Below are 17,001 nucleotides of genomic sequence, written 5' to 3'. Positions count from 1 at the left end.
CGTCACCGCACCGATCCGATGACCCGTTCGACAGGTATCCGCAGTACGAGCCGCCGGTCGGCGACCATCGCCGCGCGGTACTCGTCCCAGTCCGGGTGCTCCCCGCCGACCTTGCGGTAGAGGTCGATGAGCTCCTCGACGGCCTGGTCGTGCGGGTCCTGCGCGACGGCCGACAGCTCGGCGGTGCCCTCCGCGACGGCGTAGGACCAGCCGTCGGGCGTCGTGACGTGGTAGGTCGCGCGGGGGTCGCGGCGCAGGTTTCGTGTCTTCGCCCGGCCATCGGTGATCGACACGAGGATCTTGTTGGTTTCGGCCTCGTAGAAATGGGTCACATTGGAGAGTTGTGGCCGTCCGTCGCGCCGGATGGTCGCCAGGACCCCGTAGGGGCGGTCGGCGAGGAGCTTCAAGAGGGCTGCGTCATCGGTCATACCGAGATTGTCGTACCCCGGCGCTACCGTTGGGGACATGCTTAGTGGCTGCTCGGGGCGAACCGGACAGATCACCCCAGAGTAATTCAGTTGCCTTGGGCAACTAAAGTGTTTTACGACACATGGCGAGTTATTTGACTGGCGCAACCAACCAGTTCGGGTGCATCCTTGCTTAGGGCAACTAGTTGCAACGGCCAATTAAGCGCGTGAAGAGAGTGATGACCATGGCGCCTGCCACGCAGGAAGCAGCCTTCACGGCTGCCGAGCTCGACGTCGCGGACGAGCTCGGGGTGCAGCTGGTCCGCTTCGTACGCCTGATCAACAAGGCCAAGTCGCAGGTGGCGAAGCAGGGTCCGGACGGCATCGAACGAGCCGCGTACGCGATTCTGTTCCACCTGATCCACGACGGGCCGCAGCGCACCAGCAAGCTGGCCGAGACGCTGCACGCCGAGATCTCCACGATCAGCAGGCAGAGCAGCTCGCTCGTCCAGCACGGCCTGGTCGAGCGCCAGGCCGACCCGGAGGACGGGCGGGCCTGCCTGCTGGCGCCCACCGCCGAGGGGTTGCGGGTCTTCGAGGAGAACCGCAAACAACGCAACCACTGGCTGGCCGAAGTGCTGGCCGACTGGCCGGAGGAGGACCGGCAGACCTTGAACGAGCTCTTGGACCGGCTCAATGCCGGCATCGAGACAAGCATTCCGCACGTGGCCGAGCAGGGATCGGCTCAGACAAAGGGGGCTGACGCATGACGAGTTCCACCCGACAACCCGCGGCACCGGCAGGGGGAACCGCGCCCGCGTACGAGCCGCCACGGCTCAGCCATCGCCAGATCATGACCGTGCTCAGCGGCCTGCTGCTGGGCATGTTCCTCGCCGCGCTCGACCAGAACATCGTCAGCGTCGCGATCGTCAAGATCGCCAACGACCTGAACGGGTTCAGCGAGCAGGCGTGGGCCACCACGGCGTACCTGATCACGGCGACCATCGCGACGCCGCTGTACGGCAAGCTCTCCGACATCTACGGGCGCAAGCCGTTCTACCTGACCGCGATCGCCCTGTTCGTCATCGGCTCGGCGGCCTGTACGTTCGCCACCTCGATGTACGAGCTGGCCGCGTTCCGCGCCTTCCAGGGGCTGGGCGCCGGTGGTCTGATGTCGCTGGCCATGACGATCATCGGCGACATCGTGCCGCCGCGTGAGCGGGTCCGCTACCAGGGCTACTTCATGATGGTCTTCGGTTCGGCGACCGTCCTCGGCCCGGTGCTGGGCGGGTTCTTCTCCGGCTTCGACACCCTGGGCGGGCTGCACGGCTGGCGCTGGGTGTTCCTGATCAACGTGCCGATCGGCATCGCCGCGCTGTTCGTCGTCGCCAAGGTGCTCAACATCCCGCACCGGAGGCAACCACAACGCATCGACTGGTTCGGCGCACTCGCCCTGGCCGTGGCGGTCGTGCCGTTGCTGCTGGTCGCCGAACAGGGGCGCACGTGGGGCTGGGGCTCCACCACGTCGGTGATCTGCTACGCCGTCGCGGCGTTCGGCGTGGTCCTGTTCATCTTCGTCGAGTACGTGATGAAGGACGCGGCGCTCATCCCGCTGCGGCTGTTCAAGAACTCCACCTTCAGCGTGGTCATCCTCGGCGGCACGATCGTGGGTATCGCGATGTTCGGCGGGATCACCATGGTTCCGCAGTACTTCCAGGTCGTCCGCGGCTACTCGCCCACCGAGGCGGGTCTGCTGATGCTGCCGCTGGTGCTGGGCATCATGACCGGGTCGCAGATCTCGGGCCGGGTCACCGCCAAGACGGGTCGCTACAAGTTCCTGCCGATCGTCGGCACGGCGGTCATCGCGCTCGGCGCGGTGCTCTACGCGCAGGTGCACTTCGACAGCCCGCTGTGGCAGCCGCTGGCGTACGCGCTGGTCATCGGCCTCGGCCTCGGTGGCTGTATGCAGACGCTGATCATCGCGGCGCAGAACGCCGGCCCGCGCAAGGACATGGGTGTGTCGACCGCGTCCGCCACGTTCTTCCGGCAGATGGGCGGCACGCTGGGTGTCGCGGTGTTCCTGACGATCCTGTTCAACCTGCTGCCGAGCAGGATCGCCGACGCCTTCGGCGGCAAGCTGCCCCCGCAGTTCGACGCGAGCCAGCTCACCCAGCTGCAGTCGAACACCGCCGGGCTGCAGAACCTGCCGCCGGCGCTCAAGGACCCGATCCTGACCGGTTTCACCAACTCGATGCACGGCGTGTTCTACGTCGCCGCCGCCTTCGCGGTGCTGGCTTGCATCGTGCTGTTGTTCATGCGGGAGATCCCGCTGAGCAGCGGCGGCCCGGCGGCGGCCCCGGCCGCGCCGGTCGAGGGCGGCGAGGCGCTGCTGAACGACAGCGCCGCGCAGGCGCCGGCCGCCGCCGCGATGGAGGCGGACACCTGGATCGACGCGAACGCGGCGCTCGACGCCCAGGACCGTGAACCAGTGCTCGTCGGTGGCCGGCACTCGGCGCCGGGCGAGACCAACGGGCACGGCAGGTACGAGCTCGCCGCGCAGACCGCGCCGTTCGCCACCGCGACGGCCGGGATGAGCAGCTCGATCGACACCGACGGCCAGCCGATCAGCGGGCACATCCGCAGGCAGGACGGCTCCTCGGTGCTCGGTGCGGCGTTGACGCTGATCGACCAGCGTGGCCGTCAGGTCGCGCGGGGCACCGCGGGCGGTGACGGTGGGTACACCATCAACGCGCCCGGCGCGGGTACGTACGTGCTGATCGTGTCGGCCGGCGGTCACCAGCCGCAGGCCTCCAGCGTGGTGGTCGGGCAGGGCCCGGCGCGGCTGGACCTCACGCTGATCGGCTCGGGTGAGCTGAGCGGTGTCGTCCGGGTCGCCGGCCGGGGCACACCGTTCCCCGGCGCGACGGTCACCCTGACCGACTCGCGCGGCGAGGTCACCGGCGCGTCGATCACGACCGCGGAGGGTGTGTACACCTTCCACGGGGTCGGCGCGGGCGTGTACACCCTGGTCGCGAGTGCCGAGCGGATGCGCCCGGTCGCGGAGATGCTGACCGTGCCCGACAGCGGCGTGCTGCGGCACGACCTGGAGCTGTCGTCGGCGGTCGTGCTCGCCGGCACCGCCCGCACGGACGGTGACCGCGTGGTCCCCGACGCCCGCATCACGGTGCTCGACACCGACGGCAACGTGGCGGCGGTCGCCAGGACGGACGCCGAGGGCAAGTACGTGGTGAGCGATCTGCCCGAGGGCGACTACACCGTGGTCGCGAGTGGGTACCCCCCGGCCACGAGCCAGGTCAACCTGCTGGGCGGGGAGGCCACGCACGACGTCCGGCTCGGTTACGAGCAGGTGATCGACGAGTTCGGTGGCGAGCAGGCATGAGTGGGTTGCACGCGCAGATCCAGACGGCCGAGGGCTGGGCGGTCGAGGGCACGGTCCTGACCGTGACCGACATGACCGGCCAGCAGGTGGCCCGCGCGGTCTCCGACGCGAAGGGGGCGGTGGACACCTCGCCGCTGCCCCCTGGCGTCTACACCGCCGTGCTCACCGCGGCCGGGTACAACCCGGTGGCCCGCACAGCGCAGATCGGCTCGGACGGCACCGGTTCGCTCGGGGAGATCCCGCTGCAGCCGGCGGCCGGCTCGGTCGAGCTGCCACCGCCGGGGCCGTGGACGATCGACCCGATGCACTCGACGGTCGTGGCCACGGCCCGGCACCTGGGCATCGCCAGCATCCGGGCCCGGTTCAGCGACGTCAGTGGCCGGATCACCGTCCGCAGGCCCCCCGAGCAGTCCACCGTGCACGCCGAGATCAAGGCGGCGAGCCTCGACAGCGGCATCAAGATGCGGGACGACCACCTGCGCTCGCCGGAATTCCTGGACGTCGACGCCTTCCCGACGATCGCGTTCGAGAGCACCGGTCTGCGCCAGCGCAGCGCGGACAAGTGGACGCTGCTGGGCGAGCTGACGTTGCACGGCGAGCGGCGGGCGGTCGAGCTCGACCTGTCCTACGGCGGCTGGGGTCCCGACCCGTGGGGCGGCGTCCGTGCCGCTTTCCACGCCGAGGCCCAGCTGCACCGGAACGACTTCGCGATCAACTACAACGCGATGGTGCGCGCCGGGGTCGCCGCGGTCGGCACCACGGTGAAGATCGAAATCGACGTCGAGCTGGTTCAGGGTGAGTCGCTGCCGCCCATGTGACAGCGGTCCCGGGGCAGCCGGACGTGGGTCCGGTTGCCCCGGGATTCGGTAACGGATACCCCAAATCCACCCTTCGGATGACTGTGCCTCGCGTTCGACCCGTAGGCTTCGCGGCGTGAGTGTCGTCTACGCCGCCTCGGAAGGCCTCGGTGTGAGCTGGCTGGACACCGCCGGCCCGCTGCTGGTGTGGGTGATCGTGCTCAGTTTCGTGTTCGTGGAATGCGCACTGATCGTCGGCCTGTTCCTGCCGGGCGACTCGCTGCTGTTCGCCGCCGGGGTGGTGCTCGCCTCGCACGGCGCCGACGCCAACGCCTGGCTGCTGTCGCTGGCCGCGCTGGTGGTCGCGGTGGTCGGCAACCAGGTCGGGTACTACATCGGCAGACACACCGGCACCAGGTTCATCGCCCGCCGGGGCGGGCGCGTGCTCAACCGCGGCAACCTGGACCGGGCACGGGCGTTCCTGGATCGCAAGGGCTTCTTCGCCGTCGTCGCCGCACGCTGGATCCCGTGGGTGCGCACGCTGGCGCCATTGATCGCGGGCGCGGCCCGGATGGATCCCCGGCGCTTCCTGGTGGCCACCTTCCTCGGCGGGTTGCTGTGGGTGCCGACGCTGGTGCTGCTCGGCTACTACGGCGCCGGCCTGCTCGACGCGCTGCCGTGGCTGAAGACGGTCGTCATGTGGCTGTCGGTGGCGTTCTTCATCGGCGGGACCGTGTTCGGCATCGTGCGCTACCGGCAGGAGATGCGCCGCCCGGTGGACGACACCGGCCGGTCCGACCCGGGGCCCGAACTACGCGAGGCCGCCTGATGCCGAGGCCCGACCAGCCGCCGGAACGCCCTGGGGAGCAGCCGCCGTTCCCGCGCCGCAAGAAGCCGGAGAACGCGCCGGACCAGTACCCGCGGGAAACGCCCACGCCGTACCCGGGGGAGAGCCCGGAGTTCGAGGGCCTGCCGAAGCCGCCGCCGGAGCCATGGCCGCAGCCGCCGGAGCCACCGGAGCCGCAGCCGGAGCGCTAGCCTCCGCGACCCCCGCGCGGCGTGCGGGGCTGCGTGAGCCGCCGCCGGAGCCGCCGGAGCGCTAGCCTCCGCGACCCGCGGGCGTGCGGGAGCTGCGTGAGCTGCTGCCGGAGCGCTGACTTCCGCGACGCGCCCCTGCGGGAGCCGCCTCCGGAGCGCTACCTCCGCGACTCCCGGGGGCGTGCGGGGGTCTACGAGCGCCACCGCCGGAGCATCAGCGTCGTGAGGCGTGCGGGGGCTGCGGGAGCCGCCTCCGGGGCGGTGGCCTCCACGGCGCGCCCCTGCGGAAGCCCCCGTTCAGCGCGCCCTACCCGGCCTGAACCTCGCGCGCCGCGCCCCGACCACGCCGGCCGGCGCCCGGACGCGCGGCCGGGGGCCGTCCGGCTAGGCGTACTTGGCTAAGACGTCGGGTCCGCCCAGACCTCCAGCTGGATCCCGTCCGGATCCCGGAACACCACCACCGCCGAGCCGGGCAGGGTGCGTGACGCCCGCGCGGTCGTGTGCGTGACGCCGTACTCCGCGAGCCTGCTCTCCCACTCCTTCAGCTCCACGTACGACTCCACCGTGAACGCCACGTGGTCGAGCCCCGTGCGCCGCTCGTCGAAGTCGCCGCGTTCGGTGTCCGGGTGCTGCACCAGCACCACCGAGAACGAGTCGGCCCGCCCGCGCAGCACCACCTTCCGGATCCCGGTCTCCGCGTCCTCGCGGCGGGCGACCTCCTTCAGATCCAGGACCCGCTCGTACCACGGGACGCTGCGATCCACGTCCGTCACCGTGAGCGCCAGGTGATGCACGCCGGTCAGCGTGGACATACGGCAGCCGTCCTTTCGTGTACCCCAAGCCAGGCTACCGACGGCGGCGGTGAGTAAACGCTTTCTCGCGAATCTGTGGACAACTCCGCGAATTACTCACAGTCTGTGGACAACCTTCAGCGTCCTCCACCCACGGTGAGCACCGAGCCCGTGACGTACGACGACGCCGGCGACAACAGCCAGAGCACCGCCTCCGCGACCTCCTCCGGCTGTCCCGCGCGCCCCAGCGGGATCGTCGGCGCGACCCGCTCCAGCCGGTCCGGCAGCCCCGCCGCCTCGTGCAGCCCCGTCTCGACCAAGCCCGGCGCGACCGCGTTCACCCGGATGTCCTCGCGCGCGACCTCGTGCGACAGCCCGACCGTGAGCGTCTCCACCGCCGCCTTCGTCGCCGCATAGTGCACCCATTCCCCAGCAGCACCCGTCCGCGCCGCCGTCGAGGAGATGTTCACGATCACCCCGCCCGAACCGCCGTAGCGCGTCGACATCCGGCGCACGGCCTCCCGGCAGCACAGGAACACGCCGCCGAGGTTCACGTCCGTCACCCGCTTCACCGTCGCCGCGCTCTGCTCGTCGAGCCGGCCTGGCGTGTTGCCGGTGGTCGCCGCGTTGTTGACGATCCCGGCGAGCGGTCCGAGCTCGGCCGCGGCGTCGAACAACGCCGCCACGTCCTCCTCGACGGCCACATCACCGCGCACCGTCAGCGCCTGCCGCCCCAGCGAGCGCACCCGGCAGGCCACGTTGTCGGCTGCCACCCGGTCGGACGCATAGTTGATCACCACGTCGTACCCGCGAGCCGCCGCCATCGCACACACGGCGGCGCCGATACCCCGGCTCCCGCCGGTCACGACGAGGATCATATGGCGAAGTTCGCGAGCGGCATGTTCTCCAGCACGAGGTCCGCCCGCGCCGCGCTCGGCCCGATCAAGTCGGCGTTGCGCTGGTCGCTGCCCAGCGCCCGCTGCCGCGCCTCGACCAGCGACCGGCCGTACCGGCGGTGCCGGGTGACGAGCCGTTCGACGCGGTCGTGCTCGTCGGGCGCGAGGAACCACGCCTCGTCGAGCAGCCCGCGCACCTCACGCCACGGCTCGGTCTCCAGCAGCAGGTAGTTGCCCTCGGTGATGACCAGTGGCACGTCCTGCGACACGGGCACCGCGCCCGCGATCGGTTCCTCGATCTCCCGGCGGAACTCGGGCGCGTACACCGTCGCGCGGGCGGCCTTGATCCTGCTCAGCAGGTTCACGTAGCCGTGCGCGTCGAATGTGTCGGGCGCGCCCTTGCGTTCGGTCCGGCCCAGCCGCCGCAGCTCCACCTGCGCGAGGTGGAACCCGTCCATGCCGACCACCGTGGCCCGGTTGCCGAGTGCGTTCGCCAGCCCCCAGGCGAGCGTGGTCTTGCCCGACGCGGGTGCGCCCACGATGCCGAGCAGGGTCCGCCCACCCCGCGCCACCAGCGCCTCCGCGCGCTCCAGCAGCTCGTCGAACGACGTCATCGCACTCCCATCTCCCGCACCCACGCCCGTGGGCCGATATGCCGCACCCGCTGCGCGGCCACCTCGTTGGCGAACCGGATCAGCTCCGGCAGCTCGAACCTTCCGACACCGTAAGCGAGCGCGCCGTGCCAGACGTCGCCCGCGCCGAGGGTGTCCCGCGCGTCCGCCGCCGGAACCGGCACCTCGCCCGCCTCCGTCGCCGTCCGCCAGCGCACCGGCTCCGGTCCGGCGGTCGTGATCACCGCGGCGACCCCGCGGTCGAGCAGATCCGGCGCGGGCGCGCGGAAATGCGCCGAGCACGCCGCGATGTCCACCAGCGGCAGCAGCTCGTCGAGCACCGGCTTCCAGCTGCCCGCGTCGAGCACCACCGGAACTCCCCGCGAGCGCGCCCAGCGGGCCGTGCCCAGCGCGAGCTCAGGATGATGGCCGTCGACCAGTACCGCGCGCACCTCGTCGGCCTCCCACGGCGTACCTGTCACCGTGGGACTGTGCGCCGCGTTGCGCGAGACCACCGTGCGCTCCCCGTCGCGATCCCGGACCGCGACCGCACTCAGCGCAGGCGGGTCCACAAAGGACGGTGCTACGTCCACGAAGTCGACGCCGTACGCGGAAAGGTCCGCACGGGCGAGGTCCGCGAGCGGATGCGCGCCCAGCACCGTGAGCAACCGCGCGTGCCCGCCCAGCGCCGCCACCGTCACCGCCGCGTTGGTCGCCGGGCCGCCCGCGGCCACGTCCACCGACAGCGACTGCACCTTCTCGCCGGGCTCGGGCAGCTCGGCCACCCGCTGCACCACGTCGATCGTGCAAAGCCCGGCGAGAAGGACCGTCATGCCGACAGGCCCGTGTGGATAGCCGCCTCCACCTCGCGCACCTCGCCCTTGTCGTCGAGCTCCAGCGCGCCGGTGATCAGCCCGACGACCTGGTTCATCGACGTCGTCTTCGGTGACACCACCGCGACCCGCTTGCCGAGCCGGTGCACGTGGATCCGGTCGGCGATCTCGAACACGTGCGGCATGTTGTGGCTGATCAGCACCACCGGCAGGCCACGCTCGCGGATGCGCTTGATCAGCGCGAGCACCTGCGCCGACTCGGCCACGCCGAGCGCCGCGGTCGGCTCGTCCATGATCACGGCCTTGGTGCCGAACGCCGCCGCCCGCGCGACCGCGACGCCCTGGCGCTGTCCACCGGAAAGCGTCTCGACGGGCTGGGTGATCGACTTGATCTTGATGTCCAGCTCGTCGAGCACGCGCTGGGCCTCGCTGCGCATCTTCGCGGTGTCGAGCTTGCGCACCAGCCCGAGTGGCCCGGTGCGCCGTATTTCGCGGCCCAGGAACATGTTCGAGGCGATGTCCTGCGCCGGGGACAGCGCCAGGTCCTGGTACACGGTTTCGATGCCGTAGCGGCGGGCGTCGATCGGCGTGCGGAAGTGCACGGTCTTGCCGTCCACCCGGATCTCGCCCGCGTCGGGCACCAGCGCGCCCGACAACGCCTTGATCACGCTGGACTTGCCGGCGCCGTTGTCGCCCACCACGGCGAGCACCTCGCCCGGGTAGAGGTCGAAGTCGGCACCGTCGATCGCGGTGACCTGCCCGTAGCGCTTGACCAGCCCGCGCGCGGAAAGGGTGGGCGTGGTCATCGTTGCCTCCGTGTCTCGCGGGACGCCCGCACCCGGTCGGCCGTGGTGGCCAGGGGCTTCGCGATTGTCGGTCATGACTTCCTCCGTGCGAGACGGTCGACGGTCACGGCGGCGATGACCAGGGCGCCGGTCGCCAGGTCCTGGTAGAGCGAGTCGACACCGAGCTGGGACAGCCCGGACTGGAGCACAGTCACGATCAACGCGCCGACCATCGTGCCGAGCACAGAGCCACGCCCGCCGAACAGCGAGGTGCCGCCGAGCACGACCGCGGTGATCGACTGCAGGTTGCCCAGCTGGAACGCGTTCGGGTCGGCGTTGGGGATGCGGCCGAGCGCCTGCCAGGCGGCGATCCCGAAGATCATCCCGGCGACGACGTACACCGAGATCACCGTGCGGTTGACCTTGATCCCGGACAGCCGCGCGGCTTCGGCGTTGTCGCCGACGGCGTAGACGTGCTTGCCCCATGCCGTGCGGGTGAGCGAGTACCACACGACCAGGTACATCACCAGCGCCACGGTCATCCCGTAGGTGACCGGGATGCCGCCGAACAGGTAGCGCTGGCTGCCCAGCCAGGTGAGTACGCCGTGCTCGGCGACCGGCACCGCCTGGCCGCTCGCGACGAGCTTGTCGGCCGCGGTCAGCATGGTGAAGAAGCCCAGCGTCACGATGAACGGCGGCAGCTTGACCTTCGTGACGAGCGAGCCGATCACGAGCCCGATGCCGACCGCCACGAGTACGCCGATGATCAGCGCGAACACCCCGGGCATCCCGCCGGCGAACAGCTTCGCCATGATCAGTGTGGCCAGCACCATGGCCGAGGCGTTGGACAGGTCGATGCCGGCGGTGAGGATGATCAGCGTCTGGCCGAGCGCGAGCGTGCCGACCACCAGCGCCTGGTTGACCATCAGCGACAGGTTGTCCAGTTCGAGGAACCTGCTGGTGGACAACGAGAACACGATCATCGCGAGGACGAGCGCGAGCGCGGGGCCGGCGGCCGGGGCGCGCAGGAAGAACTCGCCGAGGCTCTCGCGCTGCCTACCCTGTGCAGTCACGGCGGTCATTTCGTCCCCCAGCAGTTCTGCAGGCCCCATTCGGTGCTCTGGCTGGTCACCCCGGGCATGGGCTTGTCGGTGATCACCACGGATCCGGTGTCGATGAACCCGCTCGGCTTCTTGCCGGTCTTCGCGTACGCGACGGCCGCGTCGACGCCTTCCTCGGCCATCTTGCGCGGGAACTGCATGACCGTCGCGGCGTACTGCCCGTCGCGCACGTTCTCCACGCCCTGGCAGCCGCCGTCGATCGAGCCCATCACGACCTGCAGGTTCCGGGCCTGCAGCGCGGCGAAGGCGCCGCGGGCCGTCGGCTCGTTCATCGTGTAGACGGCGTTGATGTCGCTCGAGCGCTGCAGCAGGTTCTCCATCTTCTGCTGCGCCGTGCTCTGGTCGCCGTTCGCCGGCTCCCGGCCGACGATCGCCGGGTCGCCGTCCTTCAGGCCGATGCCCTCGAGGAAACCGTTGTGGCGGTAGGTGTCCACGGTGCTGCCCGCGGTTCCGTCGATCATGATCAACTTCGGCGTGGCGCCGGCCAGCGCCGCCTTGACGTACTGGCCCTGCTGACGGCCGGCGGCGACGTTGTCGGTGGCGAAGGTGGCGTCGACGGCACTGGCCGGGTCGGTCGCGGTGTCGAGCGCGATCACCATGACCCCCGCCTTGCGGGCCCGGTCGATCGCGTCGAGCACGCCGGTGGAGGAGTTCGGCGTGATCAGGATCGTCGTCGCGCCCTGCTGCATGAGGTTCTCGATCGCGCGGACCTGGCCGTCGTTGTCGCCGTCGAACTGACCGGCGAGCGCGACGAAGTCGGCGCCCTGAGCCTGCGCGGCCGCGGCGGCGGCGTTGCGCAGTTCGACGAAGTACGGGTTCGTGTTGGTCTTGGTGACCAGGCCGATCGTGGCCTTGCCGCCGCCACCGGCACTGGTGCTGCCACCCCAGTGTCGTTCGACCGTGCACCCGCTGGTCGCCGCCAGTGTGGCGGCCACGAGCAGGCACAGGAGACTGCGGTGTCTCACGGGACCTCCCCATCGAGGCTGGGACCTTGCTGCCCGGACCGTAGAGATCTCTATGCTGATCTCGCAAGCGTTTGCGCAAACGCTTGCCGCAAAGAGTCAACGGGAGCCGTCGATGCCGCAGCAGAAGTCTTCCAGGCCCACCCAGCGGGACATCGCTGAACTGGCCGGGGTGTCCATCACGACGGTCTCGCACGTGGTGAACGGGACGCGCGCGGTGGCGCCGGAGACCAAGACCGCGGTGCTGCAGGCGATCGAGAAGACGGGCTACACCGGCGACGCGATCGCCCGGTCGCTGGTCACCGGTGGCACCCGGTCGATCGGCGTCGCGATCTCCCTGCTCGCCAACCCGTACTTCGCGGCGCTGATGCAGGCCGTCGAGCGCGAAGCGGCGGCAGCGGGGTACACGGTTCTGCTCGCCGACACGCATGACGCGGTCGGCACCGAGCAGGACACCGTACGCACGCTTCGCTCGCGTCGCGTGGACGGACTGCTGCTGACTCCCGCGCCCGGGGACGGTGCGGTGATCACCGAACTGGTGTCACTGGGCGTGCCGGTCGTCCTGGTCGACCGGCTGACCACCCGGACCGACGTGGACCAGGTCGGCGCGGAGAACATCCAGTCGACCTCGGCGCTCACCGAGCACCTGGCCTCGCTCGGGCACCGGCGGATCGGCCTCATCAGCGGCACGCCCGGGCTGAGCACCAGCGAGGAGCGCACGCTCGGCTACCGGCTGGGGCTCGGCCGCGGCGGCCTGTCGTGGACGCCGGAGCTGGTCGTGAGCGGGCAGTCCTCCAAGGACGGCGGCGCGGCGGCGCTGCACCGGCTGATGGAGCTGTCGGACCCGCCGACCGCGTTGGTCGTGGCGAACGACGTGATGATGGTCGGCGTGCTGCACGAGGCGCGGCGCCGCGGCCTGCGCGTCGGACGGGAGTTCGCGATCGCCGGTTACGACGACGCCGAGTGGGCGGATCTCGTCGACCCGCCGCTGACGACGATGGCGCAGCCGACCGAGGAGATCGGCCGCCGTGCCGTGCGGTTGCTGCTCGCCCGGATCGCCGACCCGGACCGCCGCCCGGAAACCCTGCGGCTGGCACCGAAACTGATGCACCGTCACTCCTGCGGCTGCTGAAGGGTCGCGGCGGCTTCGAGCAGGAGCCAGGCGCCGACCTGGACGGACAGGTCGCGGGACGCCTCGTCCGGCGCTGGCCGCGACCACTCCGAGCTGAACAGCGGGCCGCCGGGCGCCTCGCTCGCGCCTGCCCAGCACGCCCGCGCGGAGCCGAGCACGAGGTCGCGGGCGACCTCGCCTTCGGGCGCCGGCAGCCGCTGGGCGGCGAGCGCGAGGTAGCGCGCCAGGATGCCGGCGAACAGTCCGCCGTCGCCGCCGCCCTGCCCGCGCAGGACACCGCCAGGCGCGCAGTGCTCGGCGACCGCGCGCACCGTCCGCACTGCGGCGTCCACTTCGGACAGTTCGAGGCAGGTGCCGAGGAAGACCCCTTGGCAGTAGGTGTAAATCGCCTTGACGAGCTCGCCGTCGTCCACGCGCAAGCCGTCCCAGACCAGACCGGTGTCCGGGTCGACGAGCGTCGAGTCCATCCATTCGAACAGTTCGCGCGCGCGGTCCTGCTCACCGACGCGGGCGTGCAGGATCGCGGCCGGGCCGTTGGAGGGCGCGTTCTTGAACCGGTCGTTCCGACGCCACCAGATCCCCCCGCCGCCTTCCGGCGTCCACGCGCCGCGCAGCTCGGCGAGGATCACCTCGACGTCGCGCCCCGCGCGCTGCATCGCCAGGCCGAGCCAGGCCATGTCGTCGTAGTAGTCGTTGGTCCACCGGCCGAAGTTGCGCAACCGGATCGACGCGAGGAACCGTTCGATGGTCGCCTCGCGGGCCGGCGTCGGGTCACGCCGCTGGGCGTCGATCAGGCAGTCGAGCAGGTGCGCCTGCCACCAGTAGTTCCAGTGCCAGTGCACCCGCTGGTCCGAGCTCGGCGGCCAGCCGCTGCGGCCGAGGATGGTGCCCGGCAGCAGCCAGACCCGGCGCAGGTGACGCGTCACGATCGCCCGCTCCGCCGCGGCGGCCCACTCCCGGTACATGGCCCCATTTCACCAAGCCCGGGCCAGATCGGCATGTTGTCTGACCCAGGTGTGCATGACGATCCCCGCGGCGACCCCGGCGTTGACCGAGCGGGTGGTGCCGAACTGCGCGATGGACACGACGAGCGACGCGGCCTCCTGCGCCCCGGCCGAGAGCCCCGGCCCCTCCTGTCCGAACAGGAGCACACACTCGCGGGGCAGCGCGACCGTCTCGACCGGCTGGGCGCCCGGTGTGTTGTCCACCGCGACCACAGCCAGCCCGCGCGCGGCCGCGAACTCCGCCAGCGACGCGATGTCCGGATGGTGTTCGAGGTGCTGGTACCGGTCGGTCACCATCGCGCCCCGGCGGTTCCACCGCCGCCGCCCGACGATGTGCACGGCGGCCGCGGCGAAGGCGTTGGCGGTGCGCACCACCGTGCCGATGTTGTGGTCGTGCTGGAAGTTCTCGATGGCTACGTGGAAGGGATGCCGCCGCCGGTCGACGTCCGCGACGATCGCCTCGCGCCGCCAGTAGCGGTACGCGTCGACGACGTTGCGCCGGTCGCCTTCTCGCAACAGTTCAGGGTCGTACCGCTCGTCCGAGGGCCACTCGCCCGGCCATGGGCCGACGCCGACCTCTTCCCGGGCGGTCCACTCGGTCGGCCCGGCCTCATCCAGCTCCACCCGGTGATTTTCGCTCAGGCCTGGCGGACCTGGTGCGTCGGTGCGTCATCGCGGTTGCGGTAGCGGATCCACGCACCGACGTAGGAGAACGCCAGCACCGCCAGCGCCGTCAGCGCGATCAGCGGCAGCAGCGACCGCGGGAACACGGTGCCGTAGATGTAGTAGGCGTTGAAACCCCCGGGCAGCGGGCCGAGCCCCTGCAGGCTGCGGAAGTAGTCCTCGAGCGCGGTCAGCGGGCACGAAATGGGGAAGACGTTGACCGCCACGCCCCAGAGCGCGAAGAAGACGTGCACGAAGATGCTCTTGGGCCAGCGCCAGGCGAGAAAACCGCCGAGGCCGATGTACAGCAGCGCCAGCACGTGGATACCGACGGTCAGATCCGCCAGTACTCTTGCCGTCGACACCTGTGACCTCCCCCTTTCACGGTCCCCTCACATCTGAGGTTACTCCGGGTTCCCTGAGAAAGGTCGACTTGGAGATGTGACGCTTGATCAACCGGGCCGCCCGAAAAGGGCGGAAACGGTTGCCCGGTCAGGCCAGGCCGAGGTCGTCCGCCGTCAGCAGATACCGGTACGGCAGGCCTTCCTTCTCGATCGCCTCGCGGGCCCCGGTGTCCCGGTCGACCACAGTCGCGACGCCGACCACCGTGGCGCCGGCCTCGCGCAGCGCTTCGACGGCGGTCAGCACGCTCGCGCCCGTGGTGGAGGTGTCGTCGACCGCGAGCACCCGCTGCCCGGAGACCTCGATGCCCTCGATCAGCCGCTGCATGCCGTGCTGCTTGGTCGCTTTGCGGACCACGAACGCGTCGAGCACCATCCCGTCACACGCGGCGGAGTGCAGCATCGCCGTGGCGACCGGGTCGGCGCCGAGCGTCAGCCCGCCGACGGCGACGTAGCTCCAGTCGGCGGTCAGCTGCCGCAACAGGGTGCCGATGAGGGGGGCCGCCGCGTGATGCAGCGTCGCGCGCCGCAGGTCGATGTAGTAGTCGGCTTCCTTGCCCGAGGAGAGCGTGACCTTGCCGTGCACCACGGACAGGTCCGTGACCAGCCGAGCCAGTTCCAGTTTCGCGTCTTGGTCAATCCCCGGTTTCGCCACGACAGAAGTCTTACACACGCCCCCGACAGAACCGGTCAGGTGCGGTCGCGTCCCGCCACGAGCCCGCTGATCCGCCTGATCAGGCTGCGCGGGGCGAGCCCGCCGAGCGCCACGATCAGCTTGTACTGCAGGCTCGGGATCGAGATGATCCTGCCCCTGCGCAGATCGGCCAGCCCGTCCGCGACCACCCGGTCGGCGCTGAGCCACAAGACCTTCGGGCCCGCCTTCGCCAGCCCGGCGCGCTGGTGGAACTCGGTGTGCACGAAGCCGGGGCACAGCGCCGTCATCCGCACGCCGGGCGGCAGCGCGGCCGCGATGCCCTCGGTGAAGGCCGTGACCCAGTTCTTGCTCGCGGTGTACGTGGAGCCGCGGCCGGAGAAGAACCCCGCCACGCTCGACACGTTGAGGATGTCGCCGGAGCCCCGTTCGATCATGCCGGGCAGCACCGCGCGGGTCAGCCGCAGCACGGCGGTGACGTTGACGTCGAGCTGGCGCTGCAGGTCCTCGGGGGAGGCGGTCCACAGCTCGCCCGCGAGCCCCAGCCCGGCGTTGTTGACCAGCAGGGCAGGCGGGTCCTTCGCGAGCCTGTCCTCGACGACCGCGCGGCCGTCCGTGGTGGCGAGGTCCGCGGGGAGCACGGTCACCGTGACGCCGTGCCGCTCCGACAGCTCCGCCGCGACGGCTTCCAGCCGCGCCTTGTCCCGCGCGACGAGCACCAGGTCGTAGCCCTCGCGGGACAGCTGCCGGGAGAAGGCCGCGCCGAGACCGGAGGACGCACCGGTCACGAGCGCGGTGCTCACGCCGGGCCCTGCTGGGCGGCGCCGGGGGTCTGGGGCTGCCAGTGCCGTCCGCCGGGCCCGGTGTCCTCATCGAAAGGGTCGACGATGTCGGCGATCTCGCCGAGGTCGCGCAGCAGCCGCTCGAGCCGCGACGGGCCTGCCTGCGGCGCCGCGCTGGCCAGCACCCACTCGCTCTCCAGCCAGGCGACGCCGACGTCACCGCCGAGTGCGTCCGCGGCGTCGACCAGCTCCTGGGTGATCACGCGGCGTGCGGCCTCCGGGTCGTCGGCGAACGCGTAGCGCTGGCCGACGGGACCGAGCAGTTCGGGCATGTCCGCGCGCTGGAACGGCACGCTCGCCAGCCACAGCTCGACCAGTGCCGGGTGCGCGCGGTTGCAGCGCACGGCGACCACGACGGCCGGGATCTGCCCGTCGGCCTCGATGTCGAACACGAACACCGGGCGGCGGCCGTCGGAGGTGAACGTCGAGCCGGCGACGACGTTGACCGCCGCCTCCGCGCCGAAGTAGCCGAGCGCGCCGCCGGACCACTGCTTGGCCAGCCGCTCGTCCTCCTCGACGAACTGCCATCCGCGCAGGTCGGCCCACCGCATGCGCTCCCGGTTGCGGGACCCTTCTCTGGTCCGGTCGGCGGCGAGCAGCACGAGGCCGACCACCAGTGCGATGGCGGCGATGACGAACCAGACCCACGCTGGAATACCCACCGGC

General features: G+C 70.9%; 20 protein-coding genes. 6 read left to right on the top strand and 14 right to left on the bottom strand.

The genetic code is table 11. The features are described 5' to 3' along the window. Nucleotides 1-2 precede the first annotated feature (2 nt). A complete protein-coding gene (locus LWP59_RS39225; protein WP_144636834.1) occupies nt 3-428 on the bottom strand; it encodes a PPOX class F420-dependent oxidoreductase in 426 nt (141 codons plus the stop codon). A gap of 224 nt (nt 429-652) precedes the next feature. Between LWP59_RS39225 and LWP59_RS39220 the strand changes: the two genes are divergently transcribed. From LWP59_RS39220 to LWP59_RS39200, 5 genes are all read left to right on the top strand, one after another. After that, nucleotides 653-1,177 (top strand): MarR family winged helix-turn-helix transcriptional regulator, encoded by a 525-nt coding sequence (locus tag LWP59_RS39220; protein WP_144636832.1) that lies wholly within the window; start codon nt 653-655, stop codon nt 1,175-1,177. After that, nucleotides 1,174-3,807, top strand: coding sequence for an MFS transporter (locus LWP59_RS39215; RefSeq protein ID WP_144636830.1), 2,634 nt, complete (start codon nt 1,174-1,176; stop codon nt 3,805-3,807). The genes LWP59_RS39220 and LWP59_RS39215 overlap by 4 nt, the downstream gene beginning before the upstream one ends. Continuing rightward, a complete protein-coding gene (locus LWP59_RS39210) occupies nt 3,804-4,625 on the top strand; it encodes a YceI family protein (RefSeq protein WP_144636828.1) in 822 nt (273 codons plus the stop codon). The genes LWP59_RS39215 and LWP59_RS39210 overlap by 4 nt, the downstream gene beginning before the upstream one ends. A 115-nt stretch (nt 4,626-4,740) precedes the next feature. Next, nucleotides 4,741-5,433: a DedA family protein gene (locus tag LWP59_RS39205; RefSeq protein WP_144636826.1), complete on the top strand. Its 693-nt coding sequence runs from the start codon at nt 4,741-4,743 to the stop codon at nt 5,431-5,433. Then, nucleotides 5,433-5,642: a hypothetical protein gene (locus LWP59_RS39200; RefSeq protein WP_144636824.1), complete on the top strand. Its 210-nt coding sequence runs from the start codon at nt 5,433-5,435 to the stop codon at nt 5,640-5,642. The genes LWP59_RS39205 and LWP59_RS39200 overlap by 1 nt, the downstream gene beginning before the upstream one ends. 398 nt (nt 5,643-6,040) lie before the next feature. On the opposite strand, the gene LWP59_RS39195 is transcribed toward LWP59_RS39200, so the two are convergent. The 7 genes from LWP59_RS39195 to LWP59_RS39165 form a co-directional block, all read right to left on the bottom strand. After that, nucleotides 6,041-6,454 carry a VOC family protein gene (locus tag LWP59_RS39195; protein ID WP_144636822.1) on the bottom strand — a complete coding sequence of 138 codons (414 nt, stop codon included), beginning with the start codon at nt 6,452-6,454 and terminating at the stop codon, nt 6,041-6,043. A 116-nt stretch (nt 6,455-6,570) separates the two neighbouring features. Next, nucleotides 6,571-7,311, bottom strand: coding sequence for an SDR family oxidoreductase (locus LWP59_RS39190; RefSeq protein WP_144636820.1), 741 nt, complete (start codon nt 7,309-7,311; stop codon nt 6,571-6,573). Further along, a complete protein-coding gene (locus LWP59_RS39185; protein ID WP_144636818.1) occupies nt 7,308-7,943 on the bottom strand; it encodes a nucleoside/nucleotide kinase family protein in 636 nt (211 codons plus the stop codon). The genes LWP59_RS39190 and LWP59_RS39185 overlap by 4 nt, the downstream gene beginning before the upstream one ends. Beyond that, complete coding sequence (locus tag LWP59_RS39180) at nt 7,940-8,773, bottom strand: PfkB family carbohydrate kinase (RefSeq protein ID WP_144636816.1); 834 nt, start codon at nt 8,771-8,773, stop codon at nt 7,940-7,942. The genes LWP59_RS39185 and LWP59_RS39180 overlap by 4 nt, the downstream gene beginning before the upstream one ends. After that, on the bottom strand, nt 8,770-9,579 hold the full coding sequence (locus tag LWP59_RS39175) for an ATP-binding cassette domain-containing protein (protein ID WP_144636814.1): 810 nt from the start codon (nt 9,577-9,579) through the stop codon (nt 8,770-8,772). The genes LWP59_RS39180 and LWP59_RS39175 overlap by 4 nt, the downstream gene beginning before the upstream one ends. A 71-nt stretch (nt 9,580-9,650) precedes the next feature. Further along, on the bottom strand, nt 9,651-10,640 hold the full coding sequence (locus LWP59_RS39170; protein ID WP_144636812.1) for an ABC transporter permease: 990 nt from the start codon (nt 10,638-10,640) through the stop codon (nt 9,651-9,653). Continuing rightward, nucleotides 10,637-11,644 (bottom strand): substrate-binding domain-containing protein, encoded by a 1,008-nt coding sequence (locus LWP59_RS39165; protein WP_144636810.1) that lies wholly within the window; start codon nt 11,642-11,644, stop codon nt 10,637-10,639. The genes LWP59_RS39170 and LWP59_RS39165 overlap by 4 nt, the downstream gene beginning before the upstream one ends. Before the next feature lie 112 nt (nt 11,645-11,756). Between LWP59_RS39165 and LWP59_RS39160 the strand changes: the two genes are divergently transcribed. Continuing rightward, nucleotides 11,757-12,773, top strand: coding sequence for a LacI family DNA-binding transcriptional regulator (locus tag LWP59_RS39160; protein ID WP_144636808.1), 1,017 nt, complete (start codon nt 11,757-11,759; stop codon nt 12,771-12,773). Here LWP59_RS39160 and LWP59_RS39155 read toward each other — a convergent pair. From LWP59_RS39155 to LWP59_RS39130, 6 genes are all read right to left on the bottom strand, one after another. Beyond that, nucleotides 12,755-13,738, bottom strand: coding sequence for a glycoside hydrolase family 76 protein (locus LWP59_RS39155; protein WP_144636806.1), 984 nt, complete (start codon nt 13,736-13,738; stop codon nt 12,755-12,757). The genes LWP59_RS39160 and LWP59_RS39155 overlap by 19 nt on opposite strands. Before the next feature lie 9 nt (nt 13,739-13,747). Then, the gene (locus LWP59_RS39150) at nt 13,748-14,401 is read right to left on the bottom strand and encodes a TrmH family RNA methyltransferase (RefSeq protein WP_144636804.1); all 654 of its coding nucleotides are present in this window, start codon (nt 14,399-14,401) and stop codon (nt 13,748-13,750) included. 14 nt (nt 14,402-14,415) lie between these two features. Next, nucleotides 14,416-14,805: a DUF2784 domain-containing protein gene (locus LWP59_RS39145; RefSeq protein WP_186383170.1), complete on the bottom strand. Its 390-nt coding sequence runs from the start codon at nt 14,803-14,805 to the stop codon at nt 14,416-14,418. A 127-nt stretch (nt 14,806-14,932) separates the two neighbouring features. Next, nucleotides 14,933-15,496, bottom strand: coding sequence for an orotate phosphoribosyltransferase (pyrE, locus tag LWP59_RS39140; protein ID WP_144636802.1), 564 nt, complete (start codon nt 15,494-15,496; stop codon nt 14,933-14,935). A 35-nt stretch (nt 15,497-15,531) separates the two neighbouring features. Continuing rightward, nucleotides 15,532-16,296: an SDR family NAD(P)-dependent oxidoreductase gene (locus tag LWP59_RS39135; RefSeq protein WP_144636800.1), complete on the bottom strand. Its 765-nt coding sequence runs from the start codon at nt 16,294-16,296 to the stop codon at nt 15,532-15,534. Continuing rightward, nucleotides 16,293-16,997, bottom strand: a complete 705-nt coding sequence (locus tag LWP59_RS39130; RefSeq protein WP_144636798.1) for a type III secretion system chaperone family protein — start codon at nt 16,995-16,997, stop codon at nt 16,293-16,295. Before LWP59_RS39130 ends, LWP59_RS39135 begins: the two co-directional genes overlap by 4 nt. Nucleotides 16,998-17,001: the final 4 nt, after the last annotated feature.

Origin of the sequence: Amycolatopsis acidiphila, assembly GCF_021391495.1 — a bacterium.
GTDB lineage: Bacteria > Actinomycetota > Actinomycetes > Mycobacteriales > Pseudonocardiaceae > Amycolatopsis_E > Amycolatopsis_E acidiphila.
This window is presented reverse-complemented; position numbering and strand designations above follow the sequence as displayed.